20 protein-coding genes are annotated in these 19,612 nt (G+C 74.3%); 11 read left to right on the forward strand and 9 right to left on the reverse strand.

The genetic code is table 11. From position 1 onward, the window contains the following. Positions 1-49 precede the first annotated feature (49 nt). Positions 50-253, reverse strand: coding sequence for a hypothetical protein (locus tag DEI82_RS04820; RefSeq protein ID WP_111013770.1), 204 nt, complete (start codon positions 251-253; stop codon positions 50-52). 245 nt (positions 254-498) lie between these two features. On the opposite strand from DEI82_RS04820, the gene DEI82_RS04825 reads away from it, so the two are divergent. The 5 genes from DEI82_RS04825 to DEI82_RS04845 all read left to right on the forward strand — a co-directional run bounded on the left by DEI82_RS04825 (position 499) and on the right by DEI82_RS04845 (position 6,438). Then, on the forward strand, positions 499-2,472 hold the full coding sequence (locus tag DEI82_RS04825) for a YgcG family protein (RefSeq protein ID WP_111035929.1): 1,974 nt from the start codon (positions 499-501) through the stop codon (positions 2,470-2,472). A 65-nt stretch (positions 2,473-2,537) separates the two neighbouring features. After that, complete coding sequence (locus DEI82_RS04830) at positions 2,538-3,251, forward strand: PspA/IM30 family protein (protein WP_111013768.1); 714 nt, start codon at positions 2,538-2,540, stop codon at positions 3,249-3,251. Positions 3,252-3,304: 53 nt separating this feature from the next. Then, positions 3,305-4,126 carry an arginase family protein gene (locus DEI82_RS04835; RefSeq protein WP_111035930.1) on the forward strand — a complete coding sequence of 274 codons (822 nt, stop codon included), beginning with the start codon at positions 3,305-3,307 and terminating at the stop codon, positions 4,124-4,126. A 64-nt stretch (positions 4,127-4,190) separates the two neighbouring features. After that, positions 4,191-5,591: an NAD(P)/FAD-dependent oxidoreductase gene (locus DEI82_RS04840; protein ID WP_111035931.1), complete on the forward strand. Its 1,401-nt coding sequence runs from the start codon at positions 4,191-4,193 to the stop codon at positions 5,589-5,591. A gap of 19 nt (positions 5,592-5,610) precedes the next feature. Further along, a complete protein-coding gene (locus DEI82_RS04845) occupies positions 5,611-6,438 on the forward strand; it encodes an SDR family NAD(P)-dependent oxidoreductase (RefSeq protein ID WP_111035932.1) in 828 nt (275 codons plus the stop codon). A 6-nt stretch (positions 6,439-6,444) separates the two neighbouring features. Here DEI82_RS04845 and DEI82_RS04850 read toward each other — a convergent pair whose 3' ends face one another. Beyond that, entirely contained in the window at positions 6,445-7,356 is a 912-nt protein-coding gene (locus tag DEI82_RS04850) for an ABC transporter ATP-binding protein (protein WP_375334611.1), read from the reverse strand. After that, entirely contained in the window at positions 7,353-8,273 is a 921-nt protein-coding gene (locus DEI82_RS04855) for a siderophore-interacting protein (RefSeq protein ID WP_111035934.1), read from the reverse strand. Before DEI82_RS04855 ends, DEI82_RS04850 begins: the two co-directional genes overlap by 4 nt. 74 nt (positions 8,274-8,347) lie before the next feature. Between DEI82_RS04855 and DEI82_RS04860 the strand changes: the two genes are divergently transcribed. From DEI82_RS04860 to DEI82_RS04885, 6 genes are all read left to right on the forward strand, one after another. Beyond that, positions 8,348-9,265, forward strand: a complete 918-nt coding sequence (locus DEI82_RS04860; protein WP_111035935.1) for an alpha/beta fold hydrolase — start codon at positions 8,348-8,350, stop codon at positions 9,263-9,265. A 72-nt stretch (positions 9,266-9,337) separates the two neighbouring features. Beyond that, positions 9,338-10,855, forward strand: coding sequence for an ABC transporter substrate-binding protein (locus tag DEI82_RS04865; protein ID WP_111035936.1), 1,518 nt, complete (start codon positions 9,338-9,340; stop codon positions 10,853-10,855). A 22-nt stretch (positions 10,856-10,877) separates the two neighbouring features. Beyond that, on the forward strand, positions 10,878-11,828 hold the full coding sequence (locus tag DEI82_RS04870) for an ABC transporter permease (RefSeq protein WP_111009221.1): 951 nt from the start codon (positions 10,878-10,880) through the stop codon (positions 11,826-11,828). After that, on the forward strand, positions 11,825-12,811 hold the full coding sequence (locus tag DEI82_RS04875; RefSeq protein WP_258371960.1) for an ABC transporter permease: 987 nt from the start codon (positions 11,825-11,827) through the stop codon (positions 12,809-12,811). Before DEI82_RS04870 ends, DEI82_RS04875 begins: the two co-directional genes overlap by 4 nt. Then, a complete protein-coding gene (locus tag DEI82_RS04880; protein ID WP_111035937.1) occupies positions 12,808-13,641 on the forward strand; it encodes an ABC transporter ATP-binding protein in 834 nt (277 codons plus the stop codon). The genes DEI82_RS04875 and DEI82_RS04880 overlap by 4 nt, the downstream gene beginning before the upstream one ends. Positions 13,642-13,733: 92 nt before the next feature. After that, positions 13,734-14,495, forward strand: coding sequence for an ABC transporter ATP-binding protein (locus DEI82_RS04885; protein WP_111035968.1), 762 nt, complete (start codon positions 13,734-13,736; stop codon positions 14,493-14,495). A gap of 72 nt (positions 14,496-14,567) precedes the next feature. Here DEI82_RS04885 and DEI82_RS04890 read toward each other — a convergent pair whose 3' ends face one another. The 6 genes from DEI82_RS04890 to DEI82_RS04915 form a co-directional block, all read right to left on the reverse strand. Then, positions 14,568-15,992: an amidase gene (locus tag DEI82_RS04890; protein WP_111013758.1), complete on the reverse strand. Its 1,425-nt coding sequence runs from the start codon at positions 15,990-15,992 to the stop codon at positions 14,568-14,570. Between the two features lie 67 nt (positions 15,993-16,059). Then, entirely contained in the window at positions 16,060-16,665 is a 606-nt protein-coding gene (locus tag DEI82_RS04895; protein ID WP_111013757.1) for a GNAT family N-acetyltransferase, read from the reverse strand. Between the two features lie 75 nt (positions 16,666-16,740). After that, complete coding sequence (locus DEI82_RS04900; protein WP_111035938.1) at positions 16,741-17,439, reverse strand: uracil-DNA glycosylase; 699 nt, start codon at positions 17,437-17,439, stop codon at positions 16,741-16,743. After that, entirely contained in the window at positions 17,436-18,161 is a 726-nt protein-coding gene (locus DEI82_RS04905) for a Type 1 glutamine amidotransferase-like domain-containing protein (RefSeq protein ID WP_111035939.1), read from the reverse strand. Before DEI82_RS04905 ends, DEI82_RS04900 begins: the two co-directional genes overlap by 4 nt. Then, a complete protein-coding gene (locus DEI82_RS04910; RefSeq protein ID WP_111009228.1) occupies positions 18,158-18,721 on the reverse strand; it encodes a phosphoribosyltransferase in 564 nt (187 codons plus the stop codon). The genes DEI82_RS04905 and DEI82_RS04910 overlap by 4 nt, the downstream gene beginning before the upstream one ends. 34 nt (positions 18,722-18,755) lie before the next feature. Next, on the reverse strand, positions 18,756-19,529 hold the full coding sequence (locus tag DEI82_RS04915; protein WP_111009229.1) for an SDR family oxidoreductase: 774 nt from the start codon (positions 19,527-19,529) through the stop codon (positions 18,756-18,758). Between the last annotated feature and the right edge of the window lie 83 nt (positions 19,530-19,612).

A 19,612-nucleotide genomic window follows, 5' to 3' on the forward strand; every position in this document is an offset into this window, starting at 1 on the left:
TCAGCCCGATCAGGCGTGCGTCAGCCCGATCAGGCGTGCGTCAGCCCGATCAGGCGTGCGTCAGGGCGATGAGCGCGACGTTCATGGTGGAGTACATCCCCTCGGACCGCGTCGCCTGACGCACCCGTCCTCGGAGGACCTCGTACCGCCCGTCGCGCTCGCGCACGAACCCGATGACACCGCTCGCCGGTGTCGACACCCGGTGGAACCCGTCCTCGAGGGGGACGACTTCTGTCCTGGTCGCTCGCTCCATTGCCCGCTCCCTTCGTCGCCGATGCCGATCCATGCTACTCCCAACTCGGGGGACATGGACGCCGGACCCGGAGGTCATGCCCGGGACCCGCGGGAGGAGCGACGCGCCCCGACGGGGTACGAACGCCACCCCGCGCGGACGCGGTCCACCGACCGCCCGGCGACACGGCCACCCCGCGGTGCGGCTCGCTAGACTCCGGGGTCCCAGGGTCCTGCGGCCCACCGCCCGCGGCACGAGGAGGACGGATGCGCGGAACCCGCGACGGCAGCACACGACGAGGACGACACCCGTACGCTCGTCGGGCCGCCGGGCTCGTCACCGTGCTGCTCGCGGCGCTCACCGTCCTCGGGCCGGCCGCCGGCGCATCGGCCACCGCACCGGTCGACCTCGACGGCGCCTACGTCGTCGACGACGCGAACGCCCTGAGCACCGCCCAGGAGCACCGGGTCCGGAAAGCGCTCGACGACCTCTACGACCAGACCCACACCCGGCTGTTCGTGGTCTACGTGCCGCGGTTCACGGACCCGTCCGACCAGGCGGCGTGGGGACGCGCGACGCTCGAACGGAACCAGCTCGACACCGACAGCGTGCTGCTCTCCGTCGCGGTCGACGATCGCGTGTACAACGTCACGCAGTCGGACACGTCCACGACCCTCTCGAAGGACGACGTCCGGACGGCCACCGACGACGACCTCGTCCCGAGACTGCGCGCCGACGACTGGGACGGCGCCGCGACCGCGTTCGCGCAGGGACTGGCGGCCACCCAGGCACCGCCCGACCTGACGTGGCTCTGGGTCGTGCTCGCGGTGGTCGTGGTCGGTCTCGTCGTCCTCGTGCTCGTCATCCGGGCCCGGAACCACCGCCGCGCTGCCCGTGCCGCCGCTGCCGAGGCCGCGGACCTCGCCGCCCTCGAGCGTCGTGCCGGTGTGGCCCTCGTCACCATCGACGACGAGATCCGCAGCGCCGACCAAGAGGTCGGGTTCGCCGTCGCACAGTTCGGCACCGACGCCGCCGCACCGTTCACCGCAGCACTCGACCGCGCCCGACGCGCGGTGCGCGAGGCCTTCACGCTCCGCCAGCAGCTCGACGACGAGGTCCCGGACTCCCCCACCGACCGTGCCGCGTGGTCGCGGCGCATCGTCGAGATCTGCTCCCGCGTGCACGGGGAGCTCGCCGAGCAGACGGCGGCGTTCGACGCGCTGCGCGCACTGGAGGACGGCGTCGAGGCGAACGCGGCCCAGGTGACCGCGGCGCTGCCCGCGGCGAGACGGCAGGTCGCCGACGCGGACGCGACGCTCACCACGCTGCGCGGCCGGTGGACCGGACGCACCATCGCGACGGTCGACGGCAACGTCGACCAAGCACGCGACGTCCTCGCGTACGCCGACGAGCGTGCACGCGCCGCGACGGACGCCATCGCGAGCGGCGACCGTGGTCAGGCGGTGATCGCCGTCCGCGACGCGCAGCACGCCCTCGCCCAGGTCGCCCAGCTCGCCGGGGCCGTCGCGAGCGCACCTCGGACCTTCGACGAGACCGCCGGTCGTGTCGAGGCTCTCCGTGCCGATGTCGAGGCCGACGTCGCAGCCGGTCGATCGCTCCGCGACCCCGGTCCGGACGTCACGACCGCCGTCGCGCGCGCCGCGACCGTGCTCCGCCAAGACCTCGACCCCCGCGATCCGATCAGTGCGCTCGACCGCCTCACGCAGGTCAACGCCGCCATCGACACCGCACTCGCTGCCGCCCGGTCGCGCGAGGAACGCCGCCAGCGGGCCGCGGCCGCGCTCGACGCCGCACTCCGTGACGCCCGGACCCGGATCGACCAGGCACGGGACTTCATCTCGGTGCGGCGTGGCGGCATCGGTCCCCGCGCCCGGACCCGCCTGTCCGAGGCCGAGCGCGCCTTCGACGACGCCGTGCGCGGCGCCACCTCCGACCCCGACACGGCGATCCGCGCAGCGCGCGCCGCCGAGCAGTACGCCGCCGCGGCGATGGACGAGGCCGACCAGGACATGGGCGGTTGGCCGGGCGGCGGCGGCTCGAACGGCGCGCAGCTCGGCGGGCTCGTGACCGGTCTCGTGCTCGGCGGCATGTTCGGCGGACGCGGCGGGGGCTTCGGCGGCGGGTACGGCGGCGGCGGCTTCGGCGGCGGCGGCTTCGGAGACGGCGGCTTCGGCGGCGGCGGCTTCGGCGGCGGCTTCTCCGGCGGCGGCCGGTTCTGATGACCAACCGGACGCACGGGCGTTCCGGGACCAGTGACGACACCACCACCAGAAAGGACACGACCATGGCGAAGCAGACCATCTTCGGACGGATCGCGCAGCTCGCGAAGGCGAACATCAACGCGATCATCGACAACGCGGAGGACCCCAAGCTGGCGCTCGACCAGCTCGTCCGCGACTTCACGAACAACATCGCCGACGCCGAGAGTGCGATCGCCCAGACGATCGGGAACCTCCGTCTCCTCGAGCAGGACCACGCGGAGGACGTCGCCGCCGCCGCCGACTGGGGCCAGAAGGCAGCGAGCGCGAGTGCCGCAGCGGACCGCTACCGCGCCGAGGGCAAGACCGCGGACGCCGACAAGTTCGACGACCTGGCCAAGATCGCGCTCGGTCGGCAGATCAGGAGCGAGCAGGAGGCGAAGGACGCCGAACCGCAGATCGCCGCGCAGACGGAGGTCGTCGATCGGCTCAAGTCCGGACTCGAGCAGCTCAAGCAGAAGCTGGTCGACCTCAAGGCGAAGCGCGACCAGCTCGTCGCGCGGCAGAAGACCGCCGAGGCGCAGTCGCGCGTCAACGAGGCCATCGGCAGCATCGACGTCATGGACCCGACGAGCGATCTCGCCCGGTTCGAGGACAAGATCCGCCGCGAGGAGGCCCGGGTGCTCGGGCAGCAGGAACTCCAGGCCTCGAGCCTCGACGCGCAGTTCCAGAGCCTCGACGACCTCGGCAAGGACGCCGAGGTCGAGGCGCGACTGGCGGCCCTGAAGAACGGACACTGAGCCGCACCGCCCCGCTCGGCGACGACGCCGGACCGAACTGACAGGATGGGGACGTGCAGTTCCTCGTGGTCGGTCAGTGGCAGGGTTCGGCGTCGTCCCGCGCGATGCGACTCGCCGACGGCGCGAGCGCGATCGCCGCGGACCTCCCACGGTCGGCCACCACGACCGTTCCGATCCCGGCGGGCGCCGGCGACCGGCTCGAGACGGCCGTCGCCCGCTACACCGCGGTCCGCTCCGTCGCCGAGGCGGTGAGCGAAGAGGTCCGGGTGGCCACCGAGCCGGTCCTCGCGATCGGTGGGGACGGTGCCGTGGTGCTCGGCGCGACCGCCGTGTGCACGCCGACCACCGCCCTGGTCCGCCTGTCCGGGTCGAGCGGGTTCCGGCCCCTGAACCGCGCGCAGCCCGTCGCCGCCGAGACCGCCGCGGTCCGCCTGCTGGTCGACCGCCCCGACGACCTGTTCCCGGAGGCGGTGACGTTCGCCGCGCCGATGGTCGTCATCGCGGGCACCCGCGGCCTCGACGACGTCGAACGTGCGGCGCTCGCTCGTGCCGACGTGCGCGCCCTCGACGCGGACGACACCGACACAGCCTCCCTCCGCGCGGCTGTCGCGGCCACCGGGGCCGACAGCGTCTTCGTGCACGTCGACCTCGACGTCCTCGACCCGTCCGAGGTGGACGGCCTGCTCGAACCCGTGCCGTTCGGTCTGGGCGGGGGGACGCTCGTCGACCTCATCGCCGCCGCGACGGACGGCCGACGCCTCGTGGGCGCCGCGCTGACCGGCTTCGCGCCGGTGGATCCCGACCGGGCCGTCGACGACCTCGGTGTGATCCTCCGGGTCGTCGGGGCGTTGTCCGCCGCCGCACGCATCTCCTGACCCGTCCGCACCAGCCGGGAGCCCGCCCGGAGCGGAGCGCCCCGTCTCGCGTACGCTCAGCGGCATGACGGACTACGACCTCATCGTGATCGGTGCCGGAGCGGTCGGCGAGAACGTGGCGGACTACGCCCACAAGCGTGGCCTGTCCACCGCCATCGTCGAAGCGGAACTCGTCGGGGGTGAGTGCTCGTACTGGGCCTGCATGCCGTCCAAGGCACTCCTCCGCAGCGGGCACGCGGTCCGCGCCGCCCAGCGGCTCGGCGGCGCGGCGGAGGCCGTCACCGGGACGGTCGACCCCGCGGCCACGTTCGCGCGCCGCAACGGGTTCACGAGCAACTGGCAGGACGACAGCCAGGTGTCGTGGCTCGACTCGGCCGACATCGCCCTCATCCGCGGCCACGCCCGCATCACCGGACCGCGCACCATCGAGGTCGACGGCGTCGAGCACCGGGCACGTGCCGCCGTCGCCGTCGCCACGGGCTCCCTCCCGCAGCTCCCCGACATCCCGGGGCTCGCCGACGCGGCGCCGTGGGGCACCCGCGAGGCCACGAGCGCCCAGTCAGCGCCGGACAGCTTGCTCGTCATCGGCGGCGGGGTCGCCGGCTGCGAACTCGCCACCGCGTACGCGTCGTTCGGCACCACCGTGACCCTCGTGGCCCGCGGCGGCCTCCTCGGTGCGATGGAGCCCTTCGCGGGCGAGATGGTCACCGACGCACTCCGCGAGCTCGGAGTCGACGTCCGCATCGGCGCGACGCCCATCCGGGTGGATCGCGACGAGCACGGACTGGTCACCGCCACGTTCGAGGACGGCTCGACGCTCGTCACGAGCGAGGTCCTCGTGGCGACCGGACGGACCGCGCACACCGCGGAGCTCGGCCTCGAGACGGTGGGCCTGACCCCCGGCGCGTGGCTCGACGTCGACGACACGATGCTCGTGCACGGGACCGACTGGCTGTACGGCGTCGGTGACGTCAACCACCGCGCGCTCCTCACGCACCAGGGCAAGTACCAGGCCCGGGCCGCGGGCGAGGCGATCGCCGCCCGATTCCAGGGGACGACCCTCCAGACCGCTCCGTGGGGCGCGCACGTCGCGACCGCCGACCACGCCGCGGTCCCCCAGGTCACGTTCACCGACCCGGAGGTCGCGAGCGTCGGACTGACCGAGGCGGCCGCCCGGCAGCAGGGCCTGAACGTCCGCGCGGTCGAGTACGACCTCGGTGCCGTCGCCGGCTCGGCGCTGCAGGCGGACGGCTACACCGGACGGGCGAAGGCCGTCGTCGACGAGGACCGCCATGTGCTCGTCGGCGTCACGTTCGTGGGGCAGGACGTCGCCGAGATGCTGCAGGCGGCGACGGTCGCCGTGGTCGGGGAGGTCCCGATCGACCGGCTCTGGCACGCGGTCCCGGCGTACCCGACGATGAGCGAGATCTGGCTCCGACTGCTCGAGACCCTCGGCCGACCGTAGTCGGAACGGAGACGACGCCATGCGGACCGACCACCCCCGTACCATCGCCCTCACCGGCGCCAGCTCCGGCATCGGTGCCGCCGCGGCGCGCGCCCTCGTCGCCGACGGCCATCGCGTCGTCGTCATCGGGCGCGACCCGGATCGCACGGCCCGGATCGCGGACGAACTCGGGATGCCGCGGTTCGTCGCGGACCTCGACCGCCTGGAGGCCGTGCACGGCCTCGCGGCGGACCTGCGGCGGGAGGTCCCGGACCTCGACACCCTCGTCAACAACGCCGGTGGCCTCGTGTCCCACCGCTCGCGGACCGTCGACGGGTTCGAGACGACGCTGCAGCGCAACCTGATCGCGCCGTTCGTGCTCGCGAACGCACTCGCGGACGTGCTCACCGCGGCACAGGACGGTCGGATGGTGGTCACCGCGAGCCTCGCGCACCGCTTCGGGCACGTGGTGCTCGACGACCTCGACGGCGCGCGGCGACCCTGGTTCGGCGGCTGGCGCGCGTACGGCACCGCCAAGCTCGCAGCCGTCCTCCTGACCCGGCAGTGGACCCAGCGCACCGGCGTCCCGGCGTACTCGTACCACCCGGGGCTCGTCGCGACGGGCTTCGGGGCCGACTCCCCCTCGATGCGGCTCATGTCGTTCGCGACGGGTGGGAACTACGGTCTCTCGCCGGAGGCGGGTGCGGTCGGACTCGTCCGGCTCGCTGGCGACGACGTGGTCGAGGAGCGGCCCGGCACGTACCTCGACGGGCTCAACGCCGGGACGCTGTCCCGCGAGGCCCGGGACGACCGCGTGGGTGCCGCGCTCTGGGAGCGACTCGCGGCCGTGGTACCGGGCTGGAACTGAGGCGGGTCAGTCCGCCTCGCGGACCGTCGCCGACTCGGCGTCCCCACGGACGGTCGAGGCGGCGCGCCCGCCGGTGCCGTCAGTGCCCCGTGCGGCCGAGCGCGCGGCCGCGGCGGCGCCCGCGCGCGGGACGACGAGCGGCGTGCCGGTCTCCGGGTCCGGGACGACGACGCACGGCAGACCGAAGACCCGTTCGACGAGGTCGGCCGTGAGCACCTCGGCGGGCGGCCCCTGCGCGACGATCCGCCCGCGGTCCATGGCCACGAGGTGCGTCGCGTACCGGGCGGCCTGGTTGAGGTCGTGCAGCACGGCGACGACGGTGCGCCCCGCCGCGTGCAGCGAGGCCGCGAGCTCGAGGACGTCGTACTGGTGTGCGATGTCGAGGAACGTCGTCGGTTCGTCGAGGAGCACGACGTCGGTCTGCTGGGCGAGGACCATCGCGATCCACACCCGCTGGCGCTGGCCACCCGAGAGCTCGTCCACGCTCCGGTCGGCGAGCGCCGCGGTGCTCGTCTGCTCGAGCGCCGCGTCCACGGCCGCGCGGTCGTCCGCGGACATCGGGTGCCAGAGGTCCTGGTGCGGGTAACGACCGCGCGAGACGAGGTCGCGCACCGTGATGCCGGCCGGCGCGACGGGGGTCTGCGGGAGCATCGCCACGCGTCGGGCCACGGCCTTCGACCGGTACGAGCGGATCGGCCGGCCGTCGAGGGACACCGTGCCCGCGGTCGGGGTGAGCGTGCGCGCGAGCGCCTTGAGCAGCGTCGACTTGCCGCAGGCGTTCGGCCCGACGATGACGGTGAGCTCCCGGTCCGGGACGTCGATGTCGAGCGACTCGACGACGACGCGGTCGTCGTACGCGAGGGTGAGCCCCCGCGCCGCGAGCACCGGGCTCGGTGTGCCGGTCGTGGTCCCGCTCAGCACTCGGCGCGCCCGCGGCGCCAGTACCCCATGAAGGCCACGGAGCGCCGGTCCATGCCGGCACCACGGACGAGGTGGCGGCGGATCTCCTTGACACATCCGGCCTCGCCCGCGATCCACGCGTAGACGCTGTCGTCGGCACGGTCGTCGTCCGGGACCTCCCAGAGGATCCCGTTGTCGACGTCGACGTCCGCCAGGACCGGTGCCGCGGTCGCGGCAGCCCGAGAGGCCCGGTGTGCGAGCGCCCACGACCGCACCTGCTCCGTCATGTGGAGGCCGTGGTCCGCGCCGTTCCGCGGGAGCCAGGTGACCTCGACCCCGCGCGGTGCGGCCACCGGGAGCCGGTCGGCCTCGGTCGGGACCTCGATGAAGACGTGCCCGACGGTCCCCGCGTCGAGGGCTTCGAGGATCGCGCAGATGGCCGGGGCGGCGGTCTCGTCGCCCGCGATCATGACGCGCTGCGCGCTCCCGGGTGCGAACTCGGCGGCGCCCCGTCCGGTGTCGGCCTCGGCGCGGGTCCCCCGCGCGACGACCGGTCCGACGACGCGGAGCTCGTCACCGACCGTGGCGCCACCGACCCAGCGCGACGCCGGTCCGATGTCGCCGTGGTCGACGAAGTCGATGTCGAGCTCGCGCACGGCCGGCCGGAACGACCGGACCGTGTAGGTGCGGATCGGGTTGCGGCGCTCGTCGGGCAGCGCACGCCAGGCGGTGAACCAGTCCCCGGCGTCGTCGCCCGGGACGCTCTCGTAGCCACGGTGCGGCAGCGGCAGGACGACCTTGATGCGCTGGTCGAGACCGACGGCGGCGAAGTCGGCGAGTTCGTCACCCGTCAGCGTCACGCGGACGAAGTGCGGCGTGAGGGGCGTGATGCGCAGGACGCGCACCGCGAAGGTCCTGTACCGGGTCGACACCATCCGAGTATGGCATGCCTTACCTAAATCACCGCAGCCGGTCCAGCAGGTGATCGGCGGACTGCCAGGATGTCGGGGTGACCGAGCCCGATCCCGACGAGTTCAGCGACCTTCCCGCACTCGCGGCGCACCTCGGCGTGACGGAGCCGCTCCGGGCCTCCCGGCTTACCGCGACCGTCGGCGACGGTGCCACGGTGAGCGCCGTCCGCTGGCGCTCCACCGCCGCGGCGACCCGGGATGCCCACGACGTCCGCGTCGTGTTCCTGCACGGCGTCGGACTCGAGGCGCACACGTTCGACGCGACCGCGCTGCTGCTCGGCGTACCGGCACTCGCGGTCGACCTGCCCGGACACGGCCGGTCCTCGTGGCGGGCGGACGCCGTCTACTCGGCGGACACCGTGGCGCCGGCCGTCGTCGACGCGCTCGACGCGCTCGGCACGCCCCCCGTGGTGCTCGTCGGCCACTCGCTCGGTGCGATCGTCGCCGCCCGCGTCGCCGCGATCGCGCCGGGCCGCGTGACCGGTCTCGTGTTGCTCGACATGTCACCGGACTTCACCCAGCGCGCCGTGGACCGCATCGTCCGCGCCCTCGAGGAGGAACCCGACTTCGCCGACCTCGACGAGGTGGTCGTGCGGGCCCTGGCACTCCGGCTCGGCGACGACCCCGTCGCGCTCGCCCGGGAGGCCCGCCACGCCACCCGGCGCGCCCCCGACGGCCGGTGGGTGCGGCGACACCACTTCCCGCACCTCGAACCGGGGGTGGCGCACATCGGTCGATTCGCCGACGCGTGGGACGACCTCGAGTCCCTCCGGGTGCCCGTCCTGCTCGTGCGCGGGGACCGCGGCTACGTGTCCCAGGCCCTCGCCCGCCGGTTCGCAGAGCGATTGCCGTCGGCCCGGATCGTCACGGTCCCCGCGCGACACACGGTGCAGACCCAGGCGCCGCGGGAACTCGCGGACGTGCTCCGGCGTTGGGAGCCATCGAAACCCCGGTGACCGCCTACCGGTACGCTCGTCCGAGCGCACCGCGGCGACCGCCGCCGTCCGCACGGAAGGAACCCCCACGACATGCGTCCGCTCCGCAGCTCCGGGCCGCGCCGCTCCGGCCTCATCGCCGCCGCACTCGCCGTCACCGCGGCACTCGCCCTGACCGGCTGCTCCGGCGCGTCGGACGACACCTCCGGCGGCCGGGACGCCACCGTCCGGGTGGGCCTGGTGCTCGAGCCCACGAGCCTCGACATCCGGAAGCAGTCGGGCGCCGCGCTCGACCAGGTGCTCATCGACAACGTGTACCAGGGCCTCGTGGGACGCACGCAGGACGGGGGCATCCGGAACGTGCTCGCGTCGAAGCGGTCGGTGTCGGCGGACGGTCGCACGTACACGTTCACGCTGCGCGACGGCATCCGGTTCCAGGACGGCACCGCACTCACCGCATCGGACGTCGCGTGGTCGCTCGACGACTTCCGCGCGAGCTCGACCTACGTCGACGCGGGTGACCTCGCGTCGGTCTCAGACGTCACGGCGCCGGACGACCACACCGTGGTGGTGCGGCTCGCCCGTCCCGACTCGAACCTGCTGTTCGCGCTGACCGGTCGCGCGGGTGTCGTCCTCGAGCGTGGCGCCCACAACGACCGCTCGGACAGCGCGATCGGCACGGGGCCGTTCCGGGTCAGCAGCTGGAAGCAGGGCGACTCGCTGACGTTCACCCGCTGGAAGGGCTACTGGGGCGCGAAGGCGAAGGTGGCCAAGGTCGTCTTCCGCTACATCACCGAGGCGTCGACCGCCGTCAACGCCATGGCGAACGGCGACCTCGACGTGGAGACCGCGGTGGACGGCACCCTGAAGGGCCAGCTCCAGGGCGCCTCGGGCATCACGCTGCACACCGGCGAGACGACCGACAAGTACACCCTCGCCTTCAACGACCGCGAGGCGCCGTTCACGGACGTGCGGGTCCGGCGGGCGATCCGCGAGGCCATCGACCCGAAGGCGCTCATCAAGGCCATCGGCGGCACGGGCGTCGAACAGGGCGGACCGATCCCGGCGCTCGACCCCGGGTACCAGGACCTGACGGACATCGACGCGTACGACCCCGCCGACGCGCGGAAGCTCCTGCAGCAGGCGGGGAAGCACGACCTCGACCTCACGCTCACGTACGCGAACATCTACCCGTCGACGATCGGCGACGTGCTCACCTCGCAGCTCGCGAAGGTCGGGATCACCCTGCACGTCAAGCGCGTCGACTTCACCACCTGGCTCGACCAGGTGTTCGGGAAGCACGACTTCCAGCTGAGCATGGTCGACCACACCGAGTCGCGCGACTTCGGCAACTGGGCGAACCCGGACTACTACTTCGGGTACGACAACCCGCAGGTGCAGCAGCTCTACGCCGACTCCCTCGCCACCACGGACACGAGCGAGCGGGACGCGGACCTGCGGAAGGCCGCCCGCATCGTCAGCGAGGACGCCGCGGGCGAGTGGCTCTACACCGCGACGACGATCACCGCCATCCGCCACGGCGTGACCGGCTTCCCCACGAACTCGACGAGCACGCGACTGGACCTGTCGAAGCTCGCCGTCACGGGGTGACGCCGCTCGTAGGCTTGACCCCGTGACCCGATTCCTCGTCGGGCGGCTGCTCCTGCTCGCCGTCGGCCTCCTCGTCGCGAGCGTCATCGTCTTCGCCGCGCTGCGGGTCCTGCCCGGCGACGTCGCACAGGTCGTCGCCGGGACGCAGGCGTCGGCCGCGCAGGTGTCCGCCGTCCGTCGGCAACTCGGGCTCGACCGTCCGCTCGTCGTGCAGTACCTCAGCTGGATCGGTGGGGTCCTGCACGGCGACCTCGGCCGTTCCCTCGTCACGGGTGGCGCGGTGGCACCGCAGATCGCGCAGAAGCTCGCCGTCACCCTGCCGCTCGCGGGCCTGTCCCTGCTCTTCGCCCTCGTGCTCGGGGTGCCGCTCGGCGTGGTCGCCGCGGTCCTCCGACGTCGACCCGCCGGCGTGGTCATCTCGATCGTGGCGCAGGCCGTCGCCGCGATCCCGGTCGTCTGGGCCGCCATGCTCCTGGTCGCCGTGTTCGCGGTGCGGCTCCGGCTCCTGCCGACCCAGGGGTTCCCGCTCGACGGCTGGCACGAACCGGGGCGCGCGTTCGCCGCCCTCGTCCTGCCGGCGCTGACGATCGGCGCGGTCGAGGGTGCGGTCGTCCTCCGGTTCACGCGCTCCGCGACGCTCGGCGTCCTCGGGGCCGACCATCTGCGCACCGCGGCGGCGGTCGGGCTCACCCGACGGGCAGCGCTCCTGCGACATGGGCTGCCGTCGGTCGCGCTCACCGTGCTCGCGGTCCTCGGCGTGCAGATCGCGGGGCTGCTCGTCGGCGCTGTCCTCGTGGAACAGGTGTTCGCGCTGCCGGGCGTCGGACGCATGCTCGTCACGGACGTCGGCCGCCGGGACCTCACGAAGGTGCAGTCCGAGCTCCTCGTGCTCACCGGCCTCGTGCTCGTCGTGGGCTTCGCGGTCGACGTGGCGCACCGCCTCCTCGACCCCCGTCTCCGGGAGGCAGCGTGACCGCCCGGGCCGCGGGACTGGGCGAGCGCGGCTTCCTCCGACGGCTCGTCACCCGGCCGTCCGGCGCGGTGGCGGTCGTCGTGCTCGGGCTCCTCGTGGTGGCCGCGGTCGTCGCGTCGTTCTGGACGCCGTACGACCCGTTCGACACCGACCCGTTCCACCAGTGGCGAGCGCCGAGCGCCGCCCACTGGTTCGGCACCGACGCCGTCGGCCGCGACATCGCGAGCTACGTGCTCGCGGGCGCGCGGACGACGGTCCTGGTCGCCGTGGGGTCCGGCGTCATCGCCTCGGTGGTCGGGATGCTGCTGACCGCCGTCGGGTCGTTGACGAGCCGGTGGGTCCGCGAGGGCATGGCCGTGCTCCTCGACGTGCTCGTCGCGTTCCCGACGCTCCTCACGGCGATGCTCCTGACGGCCGTGTTCGGCGGCTCGCTCGGCGTCGTCGTCGTGTCGGTCGGCCTGAGCTTCGGCGTGACGATCGCCCGGGTCGCCCGCGGCGAGATCCGCCGCATCGCACGGAGCGACTACGTGACCGCGGCACGCGCCGCCGGCGTCGGACCGGTCGGCGTGCTCCTCCGCCACCTCGTGCCGAACGCGGCACCGCTGTTCACCGTGCAGCTGTCGCTCGCCATGGCGACGGCCGTGCTCGCCGAGGCCGGGTTGTCGTACCTCGGGTACGGCGCGTCGTCGTCCACCGCCTCGTGGGGCAGTCTCCTCGCCGACCTGCAGACCTACATCGGCGTGCACCCGTGGAGCGCGGCCTGGCCGGGGGCGGCGATCGCCCTCGTCGTCGTCGCGCTGTCCCTGCTCGGCGACGCCGTGCGCGACGCGTCGGACCCACGACTGACCGGACGACGGCGCGACCTCGATGCCGACACCGGCGCGACCGCCGGTGCGGCCGACGCCCGGGAGGCCCGTCCTGCGCCCGCAGTGATGCCCGCCACCGCCGACGCCACGGTCGAGGTCCACGGAGGGACCGCATGACCGCCGTCGACCGCGCCGAGCACGCCGGCGGTCCGGCTCGTGGCGCGACGGCCGACCTCACCGTGCGCGGCCTCACCGTGCGGATCGGCGGGCGGACCGTGCTCGACGACGTCTCGTTCGCCGTCCCCGCCGGGGCCCGTGTCGGTGTGATCGGCGCGTCGGGGTCGGGCAAGTCGATGACCGCGTTGGCGGTGATGGGCCTGACGCCCCCGGATGCCGCCGTCTCGGGCAGCGTGCGCCTCGGCCCCGACGAGCTCGTCGGTCTGTCGGACCGCGAGCACGCCCGCTACCGCGGTCGTCGGATCGGCATGGTGTTCCAGGAGCCGGGGACGGCACTCGATCCGATCCGGCGGGTCGGGTCGCAGATCGCGGAGCCGCTGCGGCTGCACCGCGGACTCGACCGCCGCGCCGCCGCGCAGGCCGCCGTGGACCTGGCGGTCGCGGTCGACCTGCCCGACCCGGAGCGCCTGCTGCGGCAGTACCCGCACCAGCTGTCCGGCGGCCAACGGCAGCGCGTGTGCATCGCCATGGCCCTCGCGGGCGAGCCGGCCTTCCTCCTCGCGGACGAGCCGACGACGGCGCTCGACGTGACGACGCAGGCCCGGGTCCTCGAGCTGTTCGCCCGCACCGCCGACGAGCGGGGCACCGGTCTGGTGTTCGTCACGCACGACCTCGCCGTCCTGGCGCGCATCGCCGACACCGCGGTCGTGCTCGAGGCCGGACAAGTGGTCGAGTCGGGTCCGGTGACGGGCCTCCTGGCCGCGCCGCGGCACCCCGCGACCGCCGCGCTCGTCGCGGCCGCCGCCGCCACCGCGAGGAGGACCCCGTGAGCGAGGACACCACGAGCGGCGGGAGGGGGGTCGGGACCGCTGCGGCGGGGCACACCCAGCACGAGGACTCGCCCGCGCTCGAGGCGCGCGGACTGTCACGGACCTACCGGCTCCCGCGTCGCGGCCCGTTCGAGCCCGGCGCGACGCGGACCGCCGTCGACGCCGTCGACCTCACCGTCCCCGCGGGTGCGCGCCTCGGCGTCCTCGGCGCGTCGGGCTCGGGCAAGTCGACGCTCGTCCGCCTCCTCACCGCGCTCGAGGCCCCGACGTCCGGGAGCGTCAGCGCCTGGGGTCGCCCCGTGTCGGCAGCCGCCTCCGCGCGCACGACGCGCTGGTTCCGGCGCCGCACGGGCATCGTGTTCCAGGACCCGTACGCGTCGCTCGACCCGCGCATGCGCATCGGTCGGACCGTCGGTGAGCCGTTGCGCGCCCTCCGCCTGACGGGCGACCACGCGGCGCTCGTCGCCGAGGCCCTGCACCGGGTCGACCTGCCGGACGACGCCGCCGACCGGTTCCCCCACGAGTTCTCCGGCGGTCAACGCCAGCGCATCGCGATCGCGCGCGCGGTGGTGCACCGGCCCGCGCTGCTCGTCGGCGACGAACCGATGAGCGCGCTCGACGTCGTCGTTCGTGCCCGGGTGATCGACCTGCTCGACCGCCTGACCGAGGACCTCGGGATGACGCTCGTGCTCGTGTCGCACGACGTCGGCGTCGTGCAGCGGCTGTGCGACCGGGTCGCGGTGATGGACGCCGGGCGGATCGTCGAGCAGGGCCCGGCGACCCTGCTCGACGACCCGCGGCACGACGTCACGCGGGGACTCGTCGCGGCCGCGCCGACGCTCCCGCCGGTCTGAGGTCCGGCCCGACCGCTGCGCCGGACGGGAGGCCGTCGCCCTGCACCGCGGACGGCGTCCGGCCCACCGACCTCACCACTGCGGCGGGTGCCGCCGCTGCCATCGCACCCGACGCTCGAGCTGGGCGCCGAGGGCGAGGACCGTGCGCTCCCCACCGGGGCGGCCGATGAGCTGCACGCCCATGGGGAGGCCGGCGTCCGTGGTCGACACCGGCAGCGTGATCGCCGGCAGCCCGGCGACGTTGCACATCGAGGTCCACGGCGAGTACCGGCACTGGTCCGCGAAGTTCTCCTCGGGGTCGTCCGAGTACCAGCCGAGCGGTCGCGGCGGGAGCGCGAGCGTCGGGGTGAGCACGGCGTCGTACGACGCGAACGCCTGCACCAGGGCGACCGAGAACGCATCGAGTCCGGCCATGGCCTCGAGCACCGCCACGCCCGAGAGCTCCCGTCCGCGTTCGACGAGCCACGCGGTGAGCGGTTCCAGGCGTGACGGGTCGAGACCGGGCACGTCCGGGATGCGTGCCGCGGAGGCCTGCCAGGCGACACGGAACCACCGGGCGTACTCCACCCGCGGCATCGCGACGTCCTCGACGCCGTGCCCGAGCGCGTCGAGGAGCGCCAGGGTCTCCGCGACCGCCGCGGCGGCCTCGGGACTCGTCCGCACGTCGACGGCGTCGTCCCACGGTGACCCCTGCAGGAGCCCGACCGTGAACCGGCCCTCGCCGCGGGTCGCCGCGGCCGTGAAGGGACCCTCGCCCTCGTCCGGCGTGCGGAGCGCGAACGGCTCCGGGACCGCGCGACCGCTCGGCGCCACGAGGGCGTCGAGCAGCATCCCGGCGTCCGCGACCGACCGTGTGATCGGCCCGGCCACCACGAGTCCGCCGAGTCCGGCGCGCCCGGGCATCGCCGGCACCCGCCCGCGGGACGGCTTGAGCCCGACGAGGCCCGTCGCGGCGGCCGGGATCCGCACCGACCCGCCGCCGTCGGACCCGACCGCGGCGGGCAGCAACCCGGCCGCGACCGCCACCGCCGCACCACCGCTCGACCCACCCGGGCTCGCCGACGTGTCCCACGGGTTCCGCGTCGCACCGGTCGCGAGCGATTCGGTCGTCGACGACAAGCCGAACTCCGGGGTCGCGGTGCGGCCGAGGGACACCGTCCCGGCGTCGTCGAGCGCCCGCACGAGCGGGCTGTCCGCGACCGCCGGCGTCGCGGCGACCGCTCGGGAGCCCGCCCGCGTCACGAATCCGGTCCGGTCCACGAGGTCCTTGTCACCGCTCGGGAGGCCCCACAGCGGCCTGGACGTCGGCACCCGTTCGGCGAGGTGGGCAGCACGATCACGGGCGGCGTCGGCGGTCACCGCGGTGAACGCCCCGAGTCCCGGGTCGATGCGCTCGATCCGGCCGAGGTAGTGCTCCGCGACCTCCAGCGGGGAGGCCTCGCCCCGACGGATCCAGTCCCACAGGTCCTGGGCGCTGAGGTGGTGGAGTTCGAACACGGCTCCCGAGCCTAGCCAGCGGCGCCGGCGGCGGCGCGGAGGCGGAGGCTCCCGGCGGTGCGGACGGTCATGCGAGCGGGCGTCGGCCCCGGCCGCCCCGCAACCGGAGCTGCATGGTGACCGTGCCGAGCCACCGTTCGTACTTGTAGCCGACGCGCGCCATCCGTCCGGTCTCGGTGAAGCCGAGCGACGCGTGCAGCCGGATCGACGCCTCGGCGGCCCGGTCGGCGATCACCGCGACGACCTCGCGCACCCCGGCGACCGCACTCTCCTCGAGCAGCGCGGTCAGCAGGGCACGTCCGAGCCCCTTGCCACCCGACGCCGGGCGGAGGTAGATCGAGTCCTCCACCACGCGGTTCGAGCGGTCCCGGGGGTTCCAGGGCGTCACGAGCGCGTACCCGAGGATCTGCCCCGAGGGGTTCTCGGCCACGAGGAACGGCAACCCGCGGCGGCGCACGTCGTCGTAGCGCTGCTTCCAGGCCGCGAACGAGAACGCCGACGCGTCGAACGTGACCGACGAGTTCCGGACGTAGTGGCCGTGGATGTCACGGACGTCGGGCAGGTCGCTCGGCTCGGCCGCCCGGATCACGTAGGTGAACGCCGGTTCGGGTGTGGTCGCGGGCCGGAGGTGCCGGGGCAACCGCCGACGCGGCTGGTATTCCTCTTCGAGCACCGCACCCGTCCCTCCCGGCCGCGGTGGCCGCGACGCCCGCCAGCCTACGGACCGGCGAGGCGGGGCGTCCGGCGCTCACACCGTGTCGGGGAGGGTCCAGTCCATCGGCTCCGCGCCCTGTGCCTCGAGCAGCGCGTTCACGCGCGAGAACGGGCGCGAGCCGAAGAAGCCGCGTGCGGCCGACAGCGGACTCGGGTGGGCCGACGCCACCACCGGTGTGCCCCCGAGGAACGGCTGCACCGCCGCCGCCTGCGCACCCCACAGCACCGCGACCAGGGGCGCCTCGCGGGCGGCGAGCGCCCGCACGGCCTGCTCGGTCACGCGCTCCCAGCCCCGCCCGCGGTGCGACGCCGGCGCGCCGACCCCGACCGTGAGCACGCGGTTGAGGAGCAGGACGCCGCGCGACGACCAGGCCCGGAGGTCGCCGTGCACCGGCGGCTCGACGCCGAGGTCGTCCCGGAGCTCCCGGTACACGTTCGCGAGGCTCCGCGGGACCGGCCGGACGTGCGGGTCGACGGCGAACGACAGACCGATGGGGTGCCCCGGCGTCGGGTACGGGTCCTGACCGAGCACGAGCACGCGGACGTCGTCGAACGGGTCGGCGAAGGCCCGCAGGACGGACGGCCCCGCCGGCAGGTACGGACGTCCGGCGCGGACCTCCTCCCGGAGCCACGCCCCGATCGCGTGGACGTCGTCCTCCACGGGTGCGAGCGCCCGCGCCCAGCCGGGGTCGACGAGCTCGGCGAGGGGGTGCACCGCGACGCCGTCGGTCATGCGCCGATCGTCGCCACCGAGACGAACTGGTCGCCCTCGCCGTCCTCCGATGCGATGACCCGCCAGACGCTGCCCGAGCCACGGACCTCGAGCGCGCCCTCGCCGACGATGAGGACGGTGTCCTCGTCGATGGCGACACCACCCGCGACGACGCCGGCCTCGGCGGCGGCGACGAGCCGCGAGAGCGTGCCCGCCTGCGCCGCGTGGACGTCGATCGCGAGGTCGACGAGACCGAGGCCCTCCTGCAGCGTGACCTCGTCGAGGCCCTCGCCGGTCCACTCCGGTGAGACGTCCACCCCGCCGATGCGGAACCCGCCGACGAGCGCTCGGTCCGCCGCGATCATCGCGCCCGCCGAGTACCCGAGGTACGGCAGCGAGTCGGCCACGAGCAACCGGATCTGGTCGACGAGCGGCACCGTCGCCGTCACGTAGTCCGGCGTGCGACCACCCGCGATCACGAGGCCGTCGACGTCGCTGAGCACGCGGGTGTCGAACGTGGCGCCGGCCGCGACGACGTCGGGGAGGAGGTCGCCACCGCCCGCCTCGCCGAGCAGCGCGACCAGGGTGTCGGCCGCGTCGGGTGCGCCGACCGCGAGGACGGCGACTCGCGGCGCGGACCGGCCGACGATCGCGCCGCGCTGTGTCGCCTCGGCGAGGAACCGTCCGTACACGTCGGAGGCCTGGGTGGCGTCGGTGCCGCCACCGACCAGGTGGACGCTCACGATTCGGCCGTCACGGGTGCGAGGGCGCTCCACGGGAACGTGATCCACCCGGAGACGCGCCGCCACACGTGGTCGGGCTCGAGGACGGTTCCGGGCTTGGAGTAGAGGCAGGCGCTCCGGACGTCCGCCCCCGCCTGCCGGACGATGTCGACGACGAGCGCGAGGGTGCGGCCGCTGTCCGACACGTCGTCGACGACGAGCACGCGCTTGCCGGCCAGGCTTGGCGCGTCGAGTGCCGGGGGCAGGACGATCGGCGCGGCGAGCCGTTGCTCGACGTCGGTGTAGAACTCGACGTTGATCGACCCGCACATCTTCGTGCCGAGGGCGTAGGCGACGGCACCGCCGATGAGGAGCCCGCCGCGGGCGACCGCGACGACGACGTCCGGCACGAACCCCGCGTCGAGGACGTCCTTGGCGAGGTGCCGCGCGGCGTCCCCGAACTCGAGCCACCCGAGCACCTCGGCGTGGGACGGGGGTGCGTCGGCACCCGCGGACGTGACGGTGGCGGGCGCCGGATCGGCGGGCGCTGCCGCGGGGACGGCGTCGGCGGGGCAGGTCATCCCGCCACGCTATCGCCCTCACGGTCCGCGGGCGCTACCGGGTGCGGAGTTCGCCCCGGGCGACCTTGTGCTGCGCGGACTGGGCGACGGGCTTGATCGTCACGAGGTCGAGGTTGACGTGCGCGGGGAGCTCGACCGCGTGCACGATGGCGGCGGCGACGTCCTCGGCGACGAGCGGGTCGGCGACGCCCTGGTAGACGGCGTCCGCGCGGTCCTGGTCGCCGCCGAACCGCACGAGCGAGAACTCCTCGGTGCGGACCATCCCCGGGGCGATCTCGACGACCCGGATCGGCTCGCCGCTCAGCTCGAGGCGGAGGACCGCGACGAGCGCGTGCTCCGCGGCCTTCGCGGCGTTGTAGCCCGCGCCGCCCTCGTACGGCACCGTCGCCGCGGTCGACGTGACCGTCACGACGTCCGCGCCGCCCGTGACGTCGGCCCGGGTCCGGAGGTGGGGCAGCAGCGCGCTCGTCACCTGCTTCGTGCCGATGACGTTGACCTCGAACATGGCACGCCAGTCGTCGACGCTCGAGGTCTCCACCGGCTCGAGCCCGAACGCGCCACCCGCGTTGTTGACGAGGGCGTCCACGCCGCCCAGCTCCCCGACCCGTGCGGCGAGCGCCGCGACGGCCGATGCGTCGGTGACGTCGGCGACGAACGCCTCGCAGTCGGTCTCCTCGGCGAGCGCCGTCAGCCGGTCCTCGCGCCGGGCGACCGCCACGACCTCCCATCCGTGCGCGCGGAACAGGCGGACCGTCGCCGCTCCGATGCCCGAACTCGCTCCCGTGACGACCGCGCGTCGTGCTGCCATGTGCTGTGTCCTCCTGTGCCGACTCCGGTGCCGACTCCTGTCGTCCAACGCTACTGGGGCGACCCCGAGGGGGCGGTCATCAT

It is taken from the genome of Curtobacterium sp. MCBD17_019 (assembly GCF_003234555.1).
Taxonomy (GTDB): domain Bacteria; phylum Actinomycetota; class Actinomycetes; order Actinomycetales; family Microbacteriaceae; genus Curtobacterium.

What these genes read in the sequence shown, in the direction of transcription:
- DEI82_RS04820 (WP_111013770.1), bottom strand. Translation starts at nt 253, where the DNA reads ATGGAGCGAGCGACCAGGACAGAAGTCGTCCCCCTCGAGGACGGGTTC.
- DEI82_RS04825 (WP_111035929.1), top strand. Translation starts at nt 499, where the DNA reads ATGCGCGGAACCCGCGACGGCAGCACACGACGAGGACGACACCCGTAC.
- DEI82_RS04830 (WP_111013768.1), top strand. Translation starts at nt 2,538, where the DNA reads ATGGCGAAGCAGACCATCTTCGGACGGATCGCGCAGCTCGCGAAGGCG.
- DEI82_RS04840 (WP_111035931.1), top strand. Translation starts at nt 4,191, where the DNA reads ATGACGGACTACGACCTCATCGTGATCGGTGCCGGAGCGGTCGGCGAG.
- DEI82_RS04845 (WP_111035932.1), top strand. Translation starts at nt 5,611, where the DNA reads ATGCGGACCGACCACCCCCGTACCATCGCCCTCACCGGCGCCAGCTCC.
- DEI82_RS04855 (WP_111035934.1), bottom strand. Translation starts at nt 8,273, where the DNA reads ATGGTGTCGACCCGGTACAGGACCTTCGCGGTGCGCGTCCTGCGCATC.
- DEI82_RS04865 (WP_111035936.1), top strand. Translation starts at nt 9,338, where the DNA reads ATGCGTCCGCTCCGCAGCTCCGGGCCGCGCCGCTCCGGCCTCATCGCC.
- DEI82_RS04880 (WP_111035937.1), top strand. Translation starts at nt 12,808, where the DNA reads ATGACCGCCGTCGACCGCGCCGAGCACGCCGGCGGTCCGGCTCGTGGC.
- DEI82_RS04900 (WP_111035938.1), bottom strand. Translation starts at nt 17,439, where the DNA reads ATGACCGACGGCGTCGCGGTGCACCCCCTCGCCGAGCTCGTCGACCCC.
- DEI82_RS04910 (WP_111009228.1), bottom strand. Translation starts at nt 18,721, where the DNA reads ATGACCTGCCCCGCCGACGCCGTCCCCGCGGCAGCGCCCGCCGATCCG.
- DEI82_RS04915 (WP_111009229.1), bottom strand. Translation starts at nt 19,529, where the DNA reads ATGGCAGCACGACGCGCGGTCGTCACGGGAGCGAGTTCGGGCATCGGA.